The 14,861-nt window shown below is 73.6% G+C and carries 17 protein-coding genes; 6 read left to right on the top strand and 11 right to left on the bottom strand.

Going from position 1 to position 14,861, the window contains the following annotated elements:
* The first annotated feature begins 144 nt into the window (after positions 1-144).
* The 4 genes from HII36_RS46945 (at position 145) to HII36_RS46930 (ending at position 3,123) form a co-directional block, all read left to right on the top strand.
* The gene (locus tag HII36_RS46945) at positions 145-942 is read left to right on the top strand and encodes a response regulator (protein WP_173529864.1); all 798 of its coding nucleotides are present in this window, start codon (positions 145-147) and stop codon (positions 940-942) included.
* 95 nt (positions 943-1,037) lie between these two features.
* Positions 1,038-1,562: an SAM-dependent methyltransferase gene (locus HII36_RS46940; protein ID WP_173529863.1), complete on the top strand. Its 525-nt coding sequence runs from the start codon at positions 1,038-1,040 to the stop codon at positions 1,560-1,562.
* A 21-nt stretch (positions 1,563-1,583) separates the two neighbouring features.
* Positions 1,584-2,405, top strand: a complete 822-nt coding sequence (locus HII36_RS46935) for a fumarylacetoacetate hydrolase family protein (RefSeq protein ID WP_173529862.1) — start codon at positions 1,584-1,586, stop codon at positions 2,403-2,405.
* Positions 2,398-3,123, top strand: a complete 726-nt coding sequence (locus HII36_RS46930) for a maleylpyruvate isomerase family mycothiol-dependent enzyme (RefSeq protein ID WP_173529861.1) — start codon at positions 2,398-2,400, stop codon at positions 3,121-3,123. The genes HII36_RS46935 and HII36_RS46930 overlap by 8 nt, the downstream gene beginning before the upstream one ends.
* 37 nt (positions 3,124-3,160) lie before the next feature.
* On the opposite strand, the gene HII36_RS46925 is transcribed toward HII36_RS46930, so the two are convergent.
* From HII36_RS46925 to HII36_RS46915, 3 genes are all read right to left on the bottom strand, one after another.
* Entirely contained in the window at positions 3,161-4,720 is a 1,560-nt protein-coding gene (locus HII36_RS46925; RefSeq protein ID WP_173529860.1) for a heparinase II/III domain-containing protein, read from the bottom strand.
* A 65-nt stretch (positions 4,721-4,785) separates the two neighbouring features.
* Entirely contained in the window at positions 4,786-5,571 is a 786-nt protein-coding gene (locus HII36_RS46920) for a CU044_5270 family protein (RefSeq protein WP_173529859.1), read from the bottom strand.
* Entirely contained in the window at positions 5,564-6,259 is a 696-nt protein-coding gene (locus HII36_RS46915) for an RNA polymerase sigma factor (protein WP_236004695.1), read from the bottom strand. Before HII36_RS46915 ends, HII36_RS46920 begins: the two co-directional genes overlap by 8 nt.
* Positions 6,260-6,362: 103 nt before the next feature.
* Here HII36_RS46915 and HII36_RS46910 point away from each other — a divergent pair, with 103 nt between their 5' ends.
* Together HII36_RS46910 and HII36_RS46905 are read left to right on the top strand one after the other, a co-directional pair.
* Positions 6,363-7,061: a DUF5984 family protein gene (locus tag HII36_RS46910; protein ID WP_173529858.1), complete on the top strand. Its 699-nt coding sequence runs from the start codon at positions 6,363-6,365 to the stop codon at positions 7,059-7,061.
* Positions 7,062-7,138: 77 nt separating this feature from the next.
* Positions 7,139-7,732: a hypothetical protein gene (locus HII36_RS46905; protein ID WP_173529857.1), complete on the top strand. Its 594-nt coding sequence runs from the start codon at positions 7,139-7,141 to the stop codon at positions 7,730-7,732.
* A 62-nt stretch (positions 7,733-7,794) separates the two neighbouring features.
* On the opposite strand, the gene HII36_RS46900 is transcribed toward HII36_RS46905, so the two are convergent.
* The 8 genes from HII36_RS46900 to HII36_RS46865 form a co-directional block, all read right to left on the bottom strand.
* A complete protein-coding gene (locus HII36_RS46900) occupies positions 7,795-8,748 on the bottom strand; it encodes a winged helix DNA-binding domain-containing protein (protein ID WP_173529856.1) in 954 nt (317 codons plus the stop codon).
* Between the two features lie 105 nt (positions 8,749-8,853).
* Entirely contained in the window at positions 8,854-9,369 is a 516-nt protein-coding gene (locus HII36_RS46895; protein ID WP_173529855.1) for a hypothetical protein, read from the bottom strand.
* The gene (locus tag HII36_RS46890; RefSeq protein WP_173529854.1) at positions 9,366-10,004 is read right to left on the bottom strand and encodes a hypothetical protein; all 639 of its coding nucleotides are present in this window, start codon (positions 10,002-10,004) and stop codon (positions 9,366-9,368) included. The genes HII36_RS46895 and HII36_RS46890 overlap by 4 nt, the downstream gene beginning before the upstream one ends.
* Positions 10,005-10,016: 12 nt before the next feature.
* On the bottom strand, positions 10,017-10,790 hold the full coding sequence (locus tag HII36_RS56145; protein WP_217370830.1) for a hypothetical protein: 774 nt from the start codon (positions 10,788-10,790) through the stop codon (positions 10,017-10,019).
* Positions 10,787-11,578, bottom strand: coding sequence for a hypothetical protein (locus tag HII36_RS46880; protein ID WP_173529853.1), 792 nt, complete (start codon positions 11,576-11,578; stop codon positions 10,787-10,789). Before HII36_RS46880 ends, HII36_RS56145 begins: the two co-directional genes overlap by 4 nt.
* Before the next feature lie 28 nt (positions 11,579-11,606).
* Entirely contained in the window at positions 11,607-12,128 is a 522-nt protein-coding gene (locus tag HII36_RS46875) for a hypothetical protein (protein WP_173529852.1), read from the bottom strand.
* Positions 12,110-13,402: an MlaD family protein gene (locus tag HII36_RS46870; RefSeq protein ID WP_173529851.1), complete on the bottom strand. Its 1,293-nt coding sequence runs from the start codon at positions 13,400-13,402 to the stop codon at positions 12,110-12,112. Before HII36_RS46870 ends, HII36_RS46875 begins: the two co-directional genes overlap by 19 nt.
* Entirely contained in the window at positions 13,403-14,689 is a 1,287-nt protein-coding gene (locus tag HII36_RS46865) for an MCE family protein (protein ID WP_173529850.1), read from the bottom strand.
* Between the last annotated feature and the right edge of the window lie 172 nt (positions 14,690-14,861).

Here is a 14,861-nt window from a genome sequence, read left to right as displayed (position 1 = left end):
GTCTACGGCGGCGACCTGGACGCCCGGCGCCGACTCGGCGGCGGCTACCGGGTCCGCGCCCGAATCCCCCTGGACCGCCCATGACCTGCGCCCGAATCTCCGTGGGCCGCCCATGACCAGCGCCCGAATCTCCGTGGGCCGTCCATGACCGGCGACCCCAGCCTTGAGGCGGCCGGAGCCCGCGACCACACCCCCGAGGCGGCCGGAGCGCGCGAACCCGCTGGTCCGGTCGCGGGGGCCGGGCCGCGGGTGGTGGTGGCCGACGATCAGGCGCTCGTCCGCACCGGGTTCCGTCTCATACTCACCGCGCGCGGCATCGACGTCGTCGGCGAGGCCGCCGACGGGGCCGAGGCGGTCCAGGTGGTGCGCGCGCTGCGCCCCGACGTCGTGCTCCTGGACATCCGCATGCCCGTCATGGACGGTCTGGAGGCCGCCCGCAGGATCCTGGCCGCCGACCCGGCCTGCCGGGTGATCATGCTGACCACCTTCGACCTCGACCGCTACGTCTACGCCGCCCTGTCCATCGGCGCCAGCGGCTTCCTGCTCAAGGACGTCACCCCGGAGCACCTGGCCGCCGCCGTCCGGCTGGTGGACACCGGTGACGCGCTGCTGGCCCCGTCGATCACCCGGCGGCTCGTCGAGCGTTTCGCCGCCACCGACAGGCTGCCGGTCGACGCGGTCCCCCGCGGCCCCGCCGTGCACCGGGACCTGGCCGCGCTGACGCCGAGGGAGCTGGAGGTGCTGACGCTCATGGGCCGCGGACTGTCCAACGCGGAGCTGGCCGAGCGGTTGTCGCTCAGCGAGACCACGGTGAAGACGCACGTCACGCGCATCTTCACCAAGCTGGGCCTGCGTGACAGGGCCCAGGCGGTGGTGCTGGCGTACGAGACGGGCCTCGTCTCGCCGGGCGGGGACGACGACTTCCGCCGACCACCGGTCTAGGATCATGGGAGGCCGGTGATGCTGGAGGTGCCGCACGTGTCTCTCCCCCTCCCAGAAGACGGACGCTCCCCGAGCATGGGCGCGAGGGCCCGACGATGAACGAGCCGGAGAACCGGGCGTTCCTGCGCCGCGCGGTGGAGTTCCTGAGCTCCCGTGGCATCACCCAGTTCCTCGATCTCGCCCAGAGCGACTCGCGCGAGGTGGTCCGGGCGATCGATCCCGGGGCCGGCTACGTCCGCGCCGATCCGCGCGCGCCGGAGAAGGTGTTCGGCCTCCCCGAGGTGCTCGACGTGCTCGACCTCACCCGGCCGGTGGCGGTGCTGCTCGTGTCCGTGCTGCACTTCGTCCCGGACTCCGACGATCCGCTGGGCCTGGTCCGCCGGCTGGTCGAGCCGGTGCCGCCGGGCAGCCATCTGGTGATCTCGCACGCCACGCTCGACTTCGGCGACCCGGGCGACGGCGGCTTCACCACCCCGCGCACGTACGCCAGGATCGGCCGGTTCTTCGACGGCCTCGGCCTGGTCGAGCCGGGCCTGGTGAAGATCACCACCTGGCGTCCCGGCGACGAGACACCGGCCGACCACGCCCGGCACTACGCCGGCGTCGGACGGAAACCGTAGGCGTAATCGAGAGGAGCGCGCGTGAAGCTCGCCACGCTGCGGCTGCCCCGGCGCACCGCGGCCGCTCGCGTCGACGGCGACCTGGCCGTGGAGATCGGGGCGCCGGACGTGGGCCTGCTGCTCGCCGACCCGGACTGGCGCGCGCGGGCGGCGGCGGCCGACGGTCCCCGGCATCCGCTGTCCACCGCCGACCTGGCGCCGGTGGTGCCGCAGCCGGGCAAGATCATGTGTGTCGGGCTCAACTACCGTGATCACATCCAGGAGACGGGCCGCGAGCGACCCCGGTACCCGACCGTGTTCGCCAAGTTCGCCGAGGCGCTGATCGGCCCGTACGACGACATCGTGCTGCCGGCGGGCTCCGCGGCCGTCGACTGGGAGGCGGAGCTGGCGGTGATCATCGGCAGCCCGGTCAGGAACGCCACGCCCGAGCAGGCAGAGTCCGCGATCGCCGGCTACGCCGTGTTCAACGACGTGACGGCACGCGACTACCAGAACCGCACGCCGCAGTGGCTGCAGGGCAAGACGTTCGAGTCGACCACCCCGTTCGGCCCGTACCTGGTCACACCGGACGAACTCGACGCCGCCCCCACCATGCAGTGCGAGGTGGACGGCGAGGTGATGCAGCAGGCCGACACGTCCGACCTGGTGTTCCCGCCGGCGGAGCTGGTCGCGTACCTGTCGGCGATCCTCACGCTCAAGCCCGGCGACGTGATCGCGACGGGCACGCCCTGCGGGGTGGGGCACGCGCGCAGGCCGCCGCGTTACCTGAGCGACGGCAGCAAGGTCGTCACCCGGATCGCCGGGGTCGGCGAGCTGGTCAACACGGCGCGCCGCGATGGCTGACCTCACCTGGCTCGACGCCGGGACCGCATACTTCGCCGGGCAACTGTCCGGGCTCGACCTCGCCACGCCGTCGCGGCTGCCCGGGTGGACGCGTGGGCACGTGGTGGCGCACGTCGCCGCCAACGCGCGGGCGCTGGGCAGGCTCGCGAGCTGGGCCCGCACCGGCGTGGAGACCCCCATGTACGCCTCGCGGGCGGCGCGCGACGCGGAGATCGAGGAGCTGGCCGGCCTCTCCCCCGATGCGCTGGCCGAGCTGTTCGAGCGCACCGCCGGTGAGCTGCGGGCCGCGCTGGGCGAGATGTCCGAGCGTGACTGGGCGGCGCGGGTGCGTACGGCGCAGGGCGTGGACGTCCCCGCGGCCGAGATCGTCTGGATGCGCACGCGCGAGGTGTGGATCCACGCGGTTGACCTCGGCACCGGGACCTTCGCCGACTTCCCTGGAGAGCTGGTCGACGCGCTGCTCACGGACGTCGCCGGGCAGCGCGCGCGGCGCGGCGACGGGCCCGGGCTGGTGCTGAGCCCGACCGACAGGGAGGCCGAGTGGCCGATCCCCGGGGCGTGGCCTGCCTCGGCGGCGCAGGCGGCGGAGGCGATCGGCCCGCCACCGGCCGCCGGGCTGCCCGAGGTGCGGGGCACGGCCGCCGAGCTGGCCGCCTGGATCACCGGCCGCGGCCCCGCCCCCGACCCGGACGCCCCGGAACTCACCCCCTGGCTCTGACCAAACCCTGGACGCCCCGGAACGCGCTGACCTCGGCCTATTGGGGACGGTCGTGCGGAAAGCGGAGCGTTCCTTCCGGGGTGCGGACGGTCACCAGACCACCGTCGACGTGCACGTCCGGGTCGGCGCAGCCGGGCACGATGAGCGTCAGCAGCCGGGCGGACGCGGGCGAGTCCACGGTCACGACCTCGGCGGTACGCAGGTACCCGGGCGAGACCGTGCCCGCGCCCACCACCGGCCGGCCGCCGCCCACCTGCACCAGCGTCACCCGCCAGTCGCCGTCGCCGAGCACGACCGCGCCGTCCCGTTGTGAGACCACGCGCAGCGCCGGGTCGAAGTGCCAGCGGCTGCGCAGCAGCGACCCGGCGGGCACCGAGTCGTGCACGGCCAGCAGCCCCGGCCGGTGCGCGACCAGCACCCGCCTGGTACGCGGCACCCCGTAGGCGTCGTCGGCCAGCTCGAACACCTGCCGGTCCGGGCCGAGCCCCGACTCGACCAGCCGCGTGGCCGTACCAGGACGGAACGGGCGGCCCACGACGGCGGGCACGTTGTGCGCGTCTGGCGAGCGCGTCCACTCCTGGTACGGCGTCCGCTCGTAGGAGTGGAACCCGGCCTCGACCAGGATCCCGCGGCCCTGCGCCCGGTAGGTGACGCCGAGGTGGTCCTCGTGCCCGTGCAATCGGCGGCCCGGGCCGAACCTGATCGAGTAGTAGGCCGAGTCCGGGTCGTCCCAGGCGGTCCTGCCGAACACGTAGCCGGCGTCGAAGACGCGTACCGGCGGCCCGGCGTGCGGGAACCCGGCGGCGCGGGTGTCGGCGGGGCTGTCGCCGATCGGCACGAGACGGCCGTCCGGCTGGGTGGCGTGCGCGATGTACGTCTCCAGCGCCGCCCGCCTGGCGATCAGCCGCTGCGGCGGCTCCGCGCCGCTCTCGCCGATGGCCCGCAGCGCCACGCCGAGCCTGCGGTGCACGTACAGGCCGTAGCGCGGCGCCTGCTCGTGCAGGACGCCCTGCGCGTCGATGGCGTGCTCGGCCGAGTCGGTCATCCTGCGCACGGCCAGGTTCCGCCAGGACGCCCGCCCCAGCCTGCAGCCCACCACCAGCAGCGCGATGTCCTGGTCGAGGCCGTGGTTGTGGCCGCGCCGGTAGAGCGCCGGGTCGGCCAGGACCTCGCCGTGCTCGGCCAGGCTGTCCCACAGGCGGCGGGAGCGTACGTGCTCGCTGAGACACACCAGCGCGGGCGCCCGGAGCGCGACCGCGTGCTCGGCCCACGCCCACTCGCTCACGCCGCGCCCGCCCCGCGGGTTGGCCTCGATCCACTGCTCGGCCACCTCGGCGGCGCGGTCGAGGTACGCGCGTTCCCCGGTGCGCTCGTACTCGCCGGTCAGGCGGCCCGCCCAGCGCAACGCGTGCAGGTTGAGCGCCCAGGAGCGGTTGCCGTGCGGGTTCGCCGTCCAGTCGACGACGTCGCCGAGGTCGACGGGCGGCAACCCGACGAACCGGACCCGGCCCGTCAGCACCTCGTCCGTTTTGATCGCGGGAAACTGGTCGCTCAGGCAGATGGCCTGGCCTGAGGTGGTACGGGCACGCCAGAACACGCTCGTCGCTCCTGTTTCCGGGCGCGCGAAACCCCCGCGCCGCGCAAAGTGATGAAGTAGGTGGGTTAGCGGAGGCCGGGGCCCTGGTCGGTCCAGCCCGCTTCGAGCACGACCTGCGACCTGCCGCCGTCGTCGGTGGCCGACAGCACCTGCGAGGTGTCCGGGTCGACGATCAGCGTCCGCCGTCCGCCGCCGGTCAGCGCGAACGCGAACACCTCACCTGAACGGCCGCGCGCGTCCGCGCCTTCGCCCAGGTAGCGAACCTCGGGCAGGTCGGCGAGCGCCCGGTAGGCGGCGGCCCGCACCCCGGGCGGCGACGGCTTGCTCCACAGCAGCCCGGCGAGCGCGTCGGCGAGCAGCGCCGGCGAGCCCGGCGGCAACATCGCCGACACCCGCTGCCTGAGCGCGGCCGCGTCCGCGGGCAGCGCCGCGATCTGCTGGTAGGTCAGCTCCCGCCCGCCCATGCTGTACGGCGAGCCGCCCTTGACCTGGACGATCCGGCCCCGCTCCCCCGTCCAGGCCCGGCCGTCCCTGGTCGCCCACAGTTCGGTCACCCTGGTGCCGTCGTGGACCTTCTTGATGTGCCAGTACGTGCCGCCTTCCGCCCCGGTGCCGGAGGTGGCGGCCGTGGTGGCGGCGGCGAGCAGGATCGATCGGCCGTCCACCGGGGCGGCCGGCCTCAGGAACAGCGCGGCGACCGTCACCGCGGCGGCGACCGCCAGCAGGGCCGCCGGCCAGGTCAGTCGCCTGCGGCGGCGGCCGGCGCGAACCCGCTGCCAGACCCTGGCCTGGGCGTGCGGGCTCGGCTGCGGGCTGCCGAACAGGTCGCGGATCTGCCGCAGGTCATCCATGTTCGGCCGCCGCCAGGATCGGGTTGGTCGCGCCCAGCCTGTCGCGTAGTTTCCGCCTGGCGCGGCTCAGGCGGGAGCCGACGGTGCCGTACGGGATGCCGAGCGCGGTGGCGATCTCGTCGTGGCTCAGCCCGGCCAGCGCGACGAGCAGCAGCACGTCGCGGTCGCGGCGGTCCAGCGCGGCCAGCGCGGCGGCCAGGTCGGGCCGCAGGCTCTGGGCGCTGACCCGCACGGCCACCGCGTCCTCGTGCCCGGGCGCGTCGGCGTCGGGGCCGTAGCGGCCGAGCGCGCGCAGCGTCCTGGCCTCCAGGCGGCGGTGCTTGCCGATGAGGTTGGTGGCGATGCCGAACAGCCACGCCCGCACGCCGGCGCGCGCGGGGTCGTAGTGCGCCCGCTTGCGGAAGGCGGTCAGGAACGTCTCCGCGACGACGTCCTCGGCGTGGTCCACGCCCAGGCGCTGGGCCACGTAGGAGTGGATCTCGCCGAAGTGCGCGTCGAACACGGCCGCGAACCCGTCGGCGTCGTCGAGCGTGCCCGCTTGGTCGAGCGTGAGCGGGTGGTCGAGCGTGCCGGTGTCGCCGGGCGGGTCGGGGTCACGGACCGTTCCCGCTTCGTTGCCGGGTGAACCGGCGCCGCCCGGGGCCCGGGCCGTCCACGGCAGCGCCATCGCGATGCTCTCCCCCGTCATGTCCCGCCCTTCACCGGATCGACCGCTCATCTATCCCTAGTCACCCGATCCGGTGATTCACTTTCACGGCGATCTGACGATCAACGGTGCCAGAATGTTGTTGGTGATCCGGTTCCGTTACGAGATGCGTCCGCTGACCGAGGTGTCGCCGTGGGGCGGCGACCGTCCGGTGCTGCACTGGTTCGCGTTGACCGAGGCCTGGTACCGGATCGAGGTCGGCGGGCACGAGCTGTTCCGCTGCGACTACTACCTGGCCCGGCCGTGGGAGGACGTGCTGGGGATGACACCGGAGGTCCTGGAGCCGGTGCCGCCGGACCTGGCCTGGTTCGTCGAACACGAGCCGGCCGGCGTGCCGGACGAGGATCCACCCAAGGCCGTCTGGGACGCCCTGACCTGGCACGGCGGCCACACCCTCGACGTCAGCCCGTTCCACGCGGCCCCGTCGGTACGCATGTGGCGCATGCTGGGCGAAACGGACGAGGTGCTGGTGACCTGGCACAACCCCGAGCACGAGGACATGTCGTTCACCGGCCCCCGATCGGGACGCCTCACCGTGCCGACGCCGGAGTTCACGGCCGCGATCCGGGACTTCGGTCAGGCGGTGGTCGCGACGATGGCGGCCCGGGTCGCCGAACTGGAGCGCACCGGTCCGCCCGCGGGCGTGGAGCTGGATCTGGCGCAGTTGCGGGCCGAGCACCTGCGCCGGGCGGGCTTCCCCGATGAGATGCTGAGCCGGACGCCGGACACCGACTGGGCCACCGTCCGCCGAGGGGCCGCACTCCTGCGCGAGCACTGGCGATGACCGATCCGCCCGGGGCCCCGGCGTTGCGCGACAAGAAGATGGGGGAACCCGGCCTCGCCTCCGGCCGTTGACCCGGCGTGCGAAAAGATCACCTCGAACGGCGGTTCTGGCTCGCACTCGTGGCCGGTGGTCTCGCCCTGGGCGTGATCCCGCTGATCCAGGCGGCCCGTGTCCTCGCCCAGCCATCGCACCTGTTGCCACGGGCCATGACGGGCGCTCTGATCGCCGCGGGCGTCATGGCGGTGGCCACCGTCCTGACCCGGATCCCCCGGCTGCGCCAGGCCGGGCAACTGGCCCTGGTCCTGCTCACCGGGGCGGCGATCGTGGTCTTCGTCTGGCTGGCCGGAGCCCGTTCCAGAGAACCCGCACCGCTGGAAGACCCCGCCCAGGCCGAGTGGGCGGGCGCCGTGGTGGTGACCGTCACCTGGGGCGTCGCCGCCCTGTGGGTCATGGCCTTCGCCACCCTGGCCAGGCAGGCACGCGGCCAGGGCCACCGCGGCTGGGTGGAAGAACTCGGCCAGGACGCCGGATACGTGGCGTCGTGCGGGTGCGGGTGGCGCGGCGAGATCGTCCAGGACAGCTCGGCGGCCTTCACCGCCGCAGGCGACCACGCGAACAAGGTGGAGATCACCATCAGAAGGCGCCGGACAGGGGACGACCGCGACCTCTGAGCGGACCGGGCGATGCTGGGGACGTGGCGCAGGCGTCCTGGTCGCCGGAGAGGGCCGAGTCCCTACTGGCCCTGGCTCTTGAGGAAGCGGCGGACGTCGGCGATCTCGGCGTCCAGCCCAGGTGGCTCTGTGGTGAACGGCCGCGCGCTCGCCTCGGCCCCCTTGCGGCTCCAGGTTCCGGTGATCATGCCGTCGTCCAGCACCACCGGGCGCAGGATGCCCCCGCCGGGGAAGACCTTGGCGGCGTGCTCGGCGGGCAGCACCGGGTCCCGGCTCTTCCAGCCCATCACGTACTCGTCGAAGGCGGGCGCGAGGCGTACCACCGGGTCCGCGCGCTCGGGCGGCGGCTGGGCGGCGGTGAGTGCCCAGGCCGTCCTGGCCTCGCCGAGCGCGAGGCCCGACCAGGCGGCCAGGTCCTCGGGGGCGGCGGGGTGGTGGGCGCGGCGGTAGCGCAGCGCCAGCTCCTTGAGCGCGCGCTCCCGATCCGGCTCGGGCGTGACCGGCGCGCCGAGCCAGTCGGCGGCGTGGACGTACGTCGGCTTGCCCCCGCGCGGCGGCCCGAGCACGGCCAGGCCGTGGAAGGCGGCCAGCGCGACCAGGTGCACCACGCCCTGGCCACGGGCCCGCCCGGCCAGGCGTTCTTCGAGTTCGGCCTTGGTCAGCGGGCCCTGCCCGGACAGCAGCCCGCCGATCAGCGGCAGCAGGTCGTCGCCGGTGACGCCCTCCTCGGCCAGGCGGCGCAGGGTGCCCGTGTCGCGCCTGGTCAGCGCGTGCATCCAGGGCAGGTCGTCGCGGTGCACGAAATGCAGCGTGCCGCGCGGGCCCCAGGTGCGGACGATCTCCGGCTCCTGCCAGGCCGCGTCGACGTCCGCCATGGTGAGCGTGCTGGAGCGGGCGCGGAAGGCCAGGTAGGCGGCCGGGATGTCCTGCGCCTGCACCGCGCCCAGCCACCGGACGATCTCGCCCGCCGTCAGGCCGGGCGGGCGGTGCAGGAGCTGGGCCTCGACGCTTCTCATCACCGGATCATCCCACCGGCCCGCCACGGCCGCCCGTCCGCGGTCCCCGGTCCCTCGGCTCCCGGGGGCACGACGGTTCGGCGGCTCCGTGGCTCCGTGGCTCGGTCAGAACGTGTCGATGTTCTCGATCTTCCAGCGGTCGTCCACGAACACCGCGCCCACGGCGAACATGGCCGGCGCGTACGACGCCTGGCCCGTGTCCGTCGCGGCGGTGCTGTGCTGGTCGGCGAAGATGAGCAGCCTGGCCCGGTCCCCTTCGAGCAGCATCACCCCGCTGTCGGTGACCGTGGTGGTCAGCACGAGCTTGTTGCGCTGCGCCTGCTCGCGGACGACGCCGAAGATCCCGTTGTACTGCTGGACCGCGTCGCCGGTGAGAAGCTCCTGGGCCGCCTTCTCGGTCTTGGCGACGTCGGCGTGGTTGTAGGAGAAGACCGTGTTCACCGCGTCAATGATCTGGCTCTTGACCTGGCTCGTCCGTGTTTGGTCGGTCATGGCAGCATTTCGGGTTGTGGAGGTGTTCCTGATGTCGGATGCCTGTCCCGCGGACCAGGCGGCCACGCCGCCCAGCAGCACCGTGGCCACCGCCAGTACGGCCGGCAGCCACAGCCGCCGCCACGTCACGGCACGGTCCGGCGGAGCAGGCCCGACACGACGGAGCCCGCGATCAGCCAGACCACGGCGGCGAGCCCGTAGTTGACCAGCGTCTCCCAGCGGCTGTCCGCGAGCTGGAAGAGGCTGGTCATGCCCAGCGAGAGCGAGGCCGACAGGGACTCGGCCGTCTGGTACCAGACGTTGGCCGTGTTGGCCTTGAAGACCAGGAAGACCGCGTACAGAACGAGCACCAGCGCGATCAGCCGGGTGGCGACCTTGACCGCCCAGGCCAGGACCGGGACCGTGTGCTTCCAGATCAGCAGCGGGCTCGGAAAGCTCCGCCCGACGGCCTGCGGCACGGCGCCGGCGTGCGCCCGCACCGGCATGAACGGCTGGAACTGGGGCTGCGAGTCGGCGATGGGCTGGTGGTAGTCCTGCTGCCGCGCCACGGAGTGGTCCGCGGGAGCCTCGAACCCGGGCGCGGCCTCGAACCCGGGTGCGGCCTCGAACCCGGTCGGGGCCTCGAATCCAGCCGGGGCCTCGAACCCGGGTGCGGCCTCCGCGGCAGGGGCGGGCGCGGCGTAGACGAGGTCGTCGCCCGGCTCGGCCTGGGTGGGAATCTTCGTCACGGGGTTCTCCTGCGGAGTGTTCTCGTCGGTGTTCATGTCGATGTCCCCTTACCGGCCGGTCGGTCCTGCGACGGCCTGGCTCAGCGCGCCGAGTTTCCAACCGGCGGCGGTCTTGATCAGCTCTCCGACGAGGCGGCTCTTCTTGATCACCGGCTCCCCCTGTTCGGGGATCACGGTGATCTGCACGGCGGCGAGGATGCGGGCCCTGCCCGCGTCGGCGTCCAGGTCGGTCAGGGCCGCTTCGAGGATCTTGGCGGTGGTGGCGGTCCTGGCCTTGGCGACCTGCTCGACGAACGCCGCTCGGCCCTGCACGATCTGCTGGTGGAGCTGGGCGGTGGTGGAGTCCTCCCAGAGGCGCAGGTCCTGCTCGACCGTGCGGTGGCTGAGGGTGTTCATGTTCTGTACGGCCTGGGAGCCGCTTCTGAGCGCTTCATCGCGTACCTGGGCGTACCGGATGGCCGGGTCGTTCGCGGCGCTGTGCCAGGACCAGCCGAACCAGGCGGCGCTCAGCGCGGCGACGGCGAGCATCGCGACCGCGACCACGCGCAGCCGGGCGGTGCCAAGCCGGGCGGCGGGCGGCAACTCCTCCGGGTCGGACTCGGGCTCGGCGGGGTTGGGTTCCGGTTCCGCCGTCTCCGGCGCCAGGTCCGCGGCCACGGCGGGCGCCGCCTGCTCGGCGGACTCGGGCGGATCCGGCTCGACGGCGGCGGGCTCGCGCGGGTCCGACTCAGCAGCGGCCGGCTCGGGCGGGGCCAGCTCAGCGGCGGCCGGCTCGGGCGGGGCCGGCTCGGCGGGGGGCTTCTCGGTCTGGGTGCTCGTCATCGGTCCGCCTCCGTCGAGGAGATCTCGGTGATGCGCCAGTGGCCGCCGGACAGCCGCGCGGTCACCGTGAGCTGCGCCGCCACCGGAGGACCCGTGACGCGGCCCCGTCGGGTGGCGGTCTGGTCGAGGAAGACCAGCAGGCGCGCGGTGTCGCCGGACAGCTCGATGACGCCGGCCCGCGCCACCCTGCTGGTCAGCGTCGCCCGCTGCGCCACCGCGTCCTGCTCGACCTGGGCGAACAGCCGGCTGTACTGCTCGGCGGCCCGGCCCGCCAGGACCTCGGCCGCGCTCTGCTCGGTGGCCGCCAGCTCTTCCGGAGAGTAGGAGAAGATCTTGGTCAGCGCGTTGCTGACGTCTCCGGTCACCCGGGCGGTGGCGGTGGCGTCCAGCAGGGCGGGGTTGGTCACCACCTGACCGGCGCTCGCGGCTCTGGCGGTCTGCAGGGCCAGGCCGCCCGCGCAGCAGGCCACCGCGACCGACGTCAGCACGGCGATCCTGGCTCGGGGACGCAGCGCCCGCCACGGCAGGCCCCGCCATCCCGGCCAGGCGGGCCACCCTCGCCCGAGCCGTACCCGCCGCCTGGGGGCGCCGTGCCTGCCACGCCCCGCGACGGCCGTACCGGCCGTATCAGCCGGGACGCCGGCGGCCGGCGCGACCTCGCCGCCCGGTTCCGAACCCGCTTCCGGCCCCACCGCCGAACCGGTGTCCGGCCCCGATTCCGAGGCCGTGCCCGGGTCTGGTCCCGCTTCCGGAGCCGGGTCCGGTTCCGTGATGGTCTCGGTGTTCACCGCGCGCCCCTCCCTTCCTGTGCCCGCGTCACTCGGCCACGGCCGGGATCGCGGCGAACGATTTGACCTTCCACCCGCTGTCCGTCCTGGTCATCCCGGCCTGGAAGCGCTTGTGCTGGACGGAGACGTCCCCGCCGCTCCCGGTCACCTGGATCCGGACCGAGGCGATGATCTGGGCGTCGCCCGCGCCCGCGTCGAACGCCGTCACCGCGGCCTGGACCGTGCTGGCCTGGGCGCTGGTGCCGGTCCGCGCGATGGCCTGCCGGTTCTCGGCCTCCTTGCCGGCCAGCTCGTCGTGCAGCGCGCCGGTGGTGGACTCACGCCACAGGCGCAGCCCGGCGTCGACGCGGGCGCCGTCGATCGAGTTGAGCGCGGCGAGCTGCCGTCTGCCCGCCTCCAGCGCCTGGTCGCGGTCCCTGGCCAGCTCGACCTGCGGGTTGCCGCCGGACTGCCACAGCGTCCAGCCGGACCAGCCGCAGAACAGCAGGCCGGCCGCGGCCAGGGCCAGGCAGGCCCGTTCCACCCACGGGATCAGCGATCGTCGGGCCACAGCAGCTCCTCGATGTCGTTGTCCGGCGAGTCGTCGGGTGCGTGGTCCGGCAAGTCGTCCGGAGTGGGGTCCGGTGCGTCGTCGGGGCCGAGCGTGAGCAGGCTGTGCTCGTCCTGCCCGGGCAGCTCGCCCAGGTCGAGCGAGCCCGGCCGGGCGGGCTCTGGCACGCCGCCCTGGGGCGCGTTGGCCGAGCCGCGCACGTTGACGCCGGTCGAGGCCGGCGTCGTGCACCTGGCCGCGGTGTTCAGCGGCGCTTCGGAGGTGACCAGCCCGTTGCGGTACGTCGTGCGCTCGTAGCCGCGCACGCAGGGCAGCGGGTTGAAGAACGTGTTGGTCAGCCCGAACGTGAACGATCCCGACTGGGCCACCGTCGTGCCGATGGCCGCCACCTGCGGCAGCCGGACGAACAGCTCCTCCATGCCGCGCTGGCGGGTGTAGGTCAGGTCGCTGGTGGTGAGCAGGTTGGCGACCAGCAGGCCGAACCCGGGATCGAGGTCCCTGATCAGCTTGGCGACCTCGCGGGTGGCGCCGGGCGCCTCGGTGATCACCTTGCGCAGGTCGCCGTCGGACTCCTTGAGCTGTTCGGCCAGCAGCGCGGCCCCCCGGCCGAAGTCCCGCAGCGCCTGGCCCTCCTCGTTCTGCGTCTTGAGCACGAAGGCGCCGTCGCGCAGCAGCCGGACGGTGGGCCGCAGGTTCCGGTCGGCGGCGGCCACGAAGCTGCTCTGGTAGTCGAGCAGCGCCCGCAGGTTCGGCCCCTGGCCCTGGAAGGCCCGGCCCATCTCGTCCACGACGGTGCGCAGCGAGTTCAGCGGCACGCTCGCGGCCAGCGCGTTGACGCTGGTCAGCAGCTCGGTCACGGGGGCGGGGGTGATTCCCGCCGACTGCGGGATGGTGGCGCCCGCGGCCAGGAACGGCCCCTCGTCACGTGACGGCCGCAGGTCCACGTACTGCTCGCCGACCGCCGACAGGTTCGACACGACCGCCTTGAGCTCGGCCGGGATCGGCGGCGACGAGTCGTTGATCCGCAGTTCGGCGACCAGTCCGCGATCGGTGAGCGTCATGTCGCCGACGCGCCCGATCGTGACGCCCCGGTAGGTGACGCCGGCGTCGGGGAACAGGCCGCCGGTCTCGGCCAGTTCCAGGTTGACCACGTAGTAGCCGGGTGCGCCGAAGAACCGGCCGAGCCTGGCGTAGTCGATCCCGATGTGGCCGATCACGGCGGCCGCGATGAGCAGGAACACCACGACCCTGACGCGGGTGGCGACGGTCAGCATCTAACCCTCCTGTCCGGTGGTCTCGGCGCTCGGGGAGATCACCGGCGTGGGGACCGGGCTTGGGCTCGGCTCGGGCGACTCGGGCGGTTCCGGGCTGGGCGTCGGCGACTCCTCCGTGGCCTCCGGCGTCGGCGTCCTGGACTTCGACGGGCTCGGCGTCGGGGTCGGCGTCTTGGACTTCGACGGCGACGGGCTGGCCCCCGCCTTGCGCGGCTGCTGCTCGACCATGTCGAACGGCAACTCGGGCCACTCGTCGCTGGGATCGGCCTTGATGGCGATGGGCGGGATGATCGGCAGCACGTCGGGCGCGGCGGCCATCGACAGGTACGCGTTGAGATAGTCGCCCTTGACCACGTTCATCACCTCGTCGCTGAACGGGAAGGTGAGCGACACCTCCAGCGCCCTGGGCAGGTCGCGGCCGGCGTCGGACAGCTTGCGCAGCGTCGGCTCCAGCGCGCGCAGGTCGGCCACCATGTCGGCCTTGCTCCGCTCGACCGTGTCGACCGCCACCCGCGACAGCTCCTCCAGCCGGCCGAGCATGGTGACCAGGCTGCCGCGCTGCTCTTCGAGCACCTTCAGCCCGGGGGTGAGGTCCTCCAGGACGGTGCCGATCTCCTTCTTGCGCGAGGCGAGCGTGGACGACAGGCGGTCCAGGCCGTCCAGCGCGTCCGTGATGTCCTTCTTGTGGGTCTCCAGGTTGGAGGTCAGCTCGTTGAGCCGTTTCAGCAGGGCGCGGATCTCGGCCTCGTTGCCGCCGAGCGCCTTGTCGAGCTCGCGGGTGATGGTCCTGATGTGGGCCAGGCCGCCGCCGTTGAGCAGCATGGACAGCGCCCCGAACAGCTCTTCCACCTCGGTGTTGCGGTTGGTCCTGCGCAGTGGAATGCGGGCGCCGTCGCCCAGGGTCCCGCCGGCGGAGCGTCCCTCGGGGGCGGCGAGCTGGACGTACTTCTCGCCCAGCAGGCTGGTCTGCTCCAGCCAGGCCTCGGCGTCGGCGGGCAGCTTCACGTCGCCGTTGACGAGCATGGTGACCTGTGCCGTCCAGCCGTCCTTCGGCAGGGTGATCTCGGTGACGCGGCCGACGGCGACGTCGTTCACCCGGACCGCGGCCTGCGGCACCAGGTCCAGCACGCTGGCGAACTCGGCGGTCACCGTGTAGGGGCGTTCGCCCAGTTCGGCGCCGCCGGGCAGCGGCACGTCGCGGATCCCGCTGATGCCGCAGCCGGCGACGGCCACGCTGAGCACGACTGTGGCGGCTGCGGTGGCGGCTGCGGCGCGGACGGCGCTCATGAGGGCTCCTCCTGGCCGGTGACCTGGGCCCCCGGGGTGGCGGACGGCTTGACCGGCGGGTCCGTCCTGGACGTCGTGGGCGAGGCGGACGGGCTGCCGCTCGGCGTCGGCTCGGCGGTCGCGCTCTTCTTGGCGCTCGCGGTCGGGGAGGCGGTCGAGGTGGGAGTGGGCG

Source organism: Nonomuraea antri (assembly GCF_013283785.1).
GTDB lineage: Bacteria > Actinomycetota > Actinomycetes > Streptosporangiales > Streptosporangiaceae > Nonomuraea > Nonomuraea antri.
Note: the sequence above shows the minus strand (reverse complement) of the source record. Positions and strands in the feature narration are given on the sequence as shown.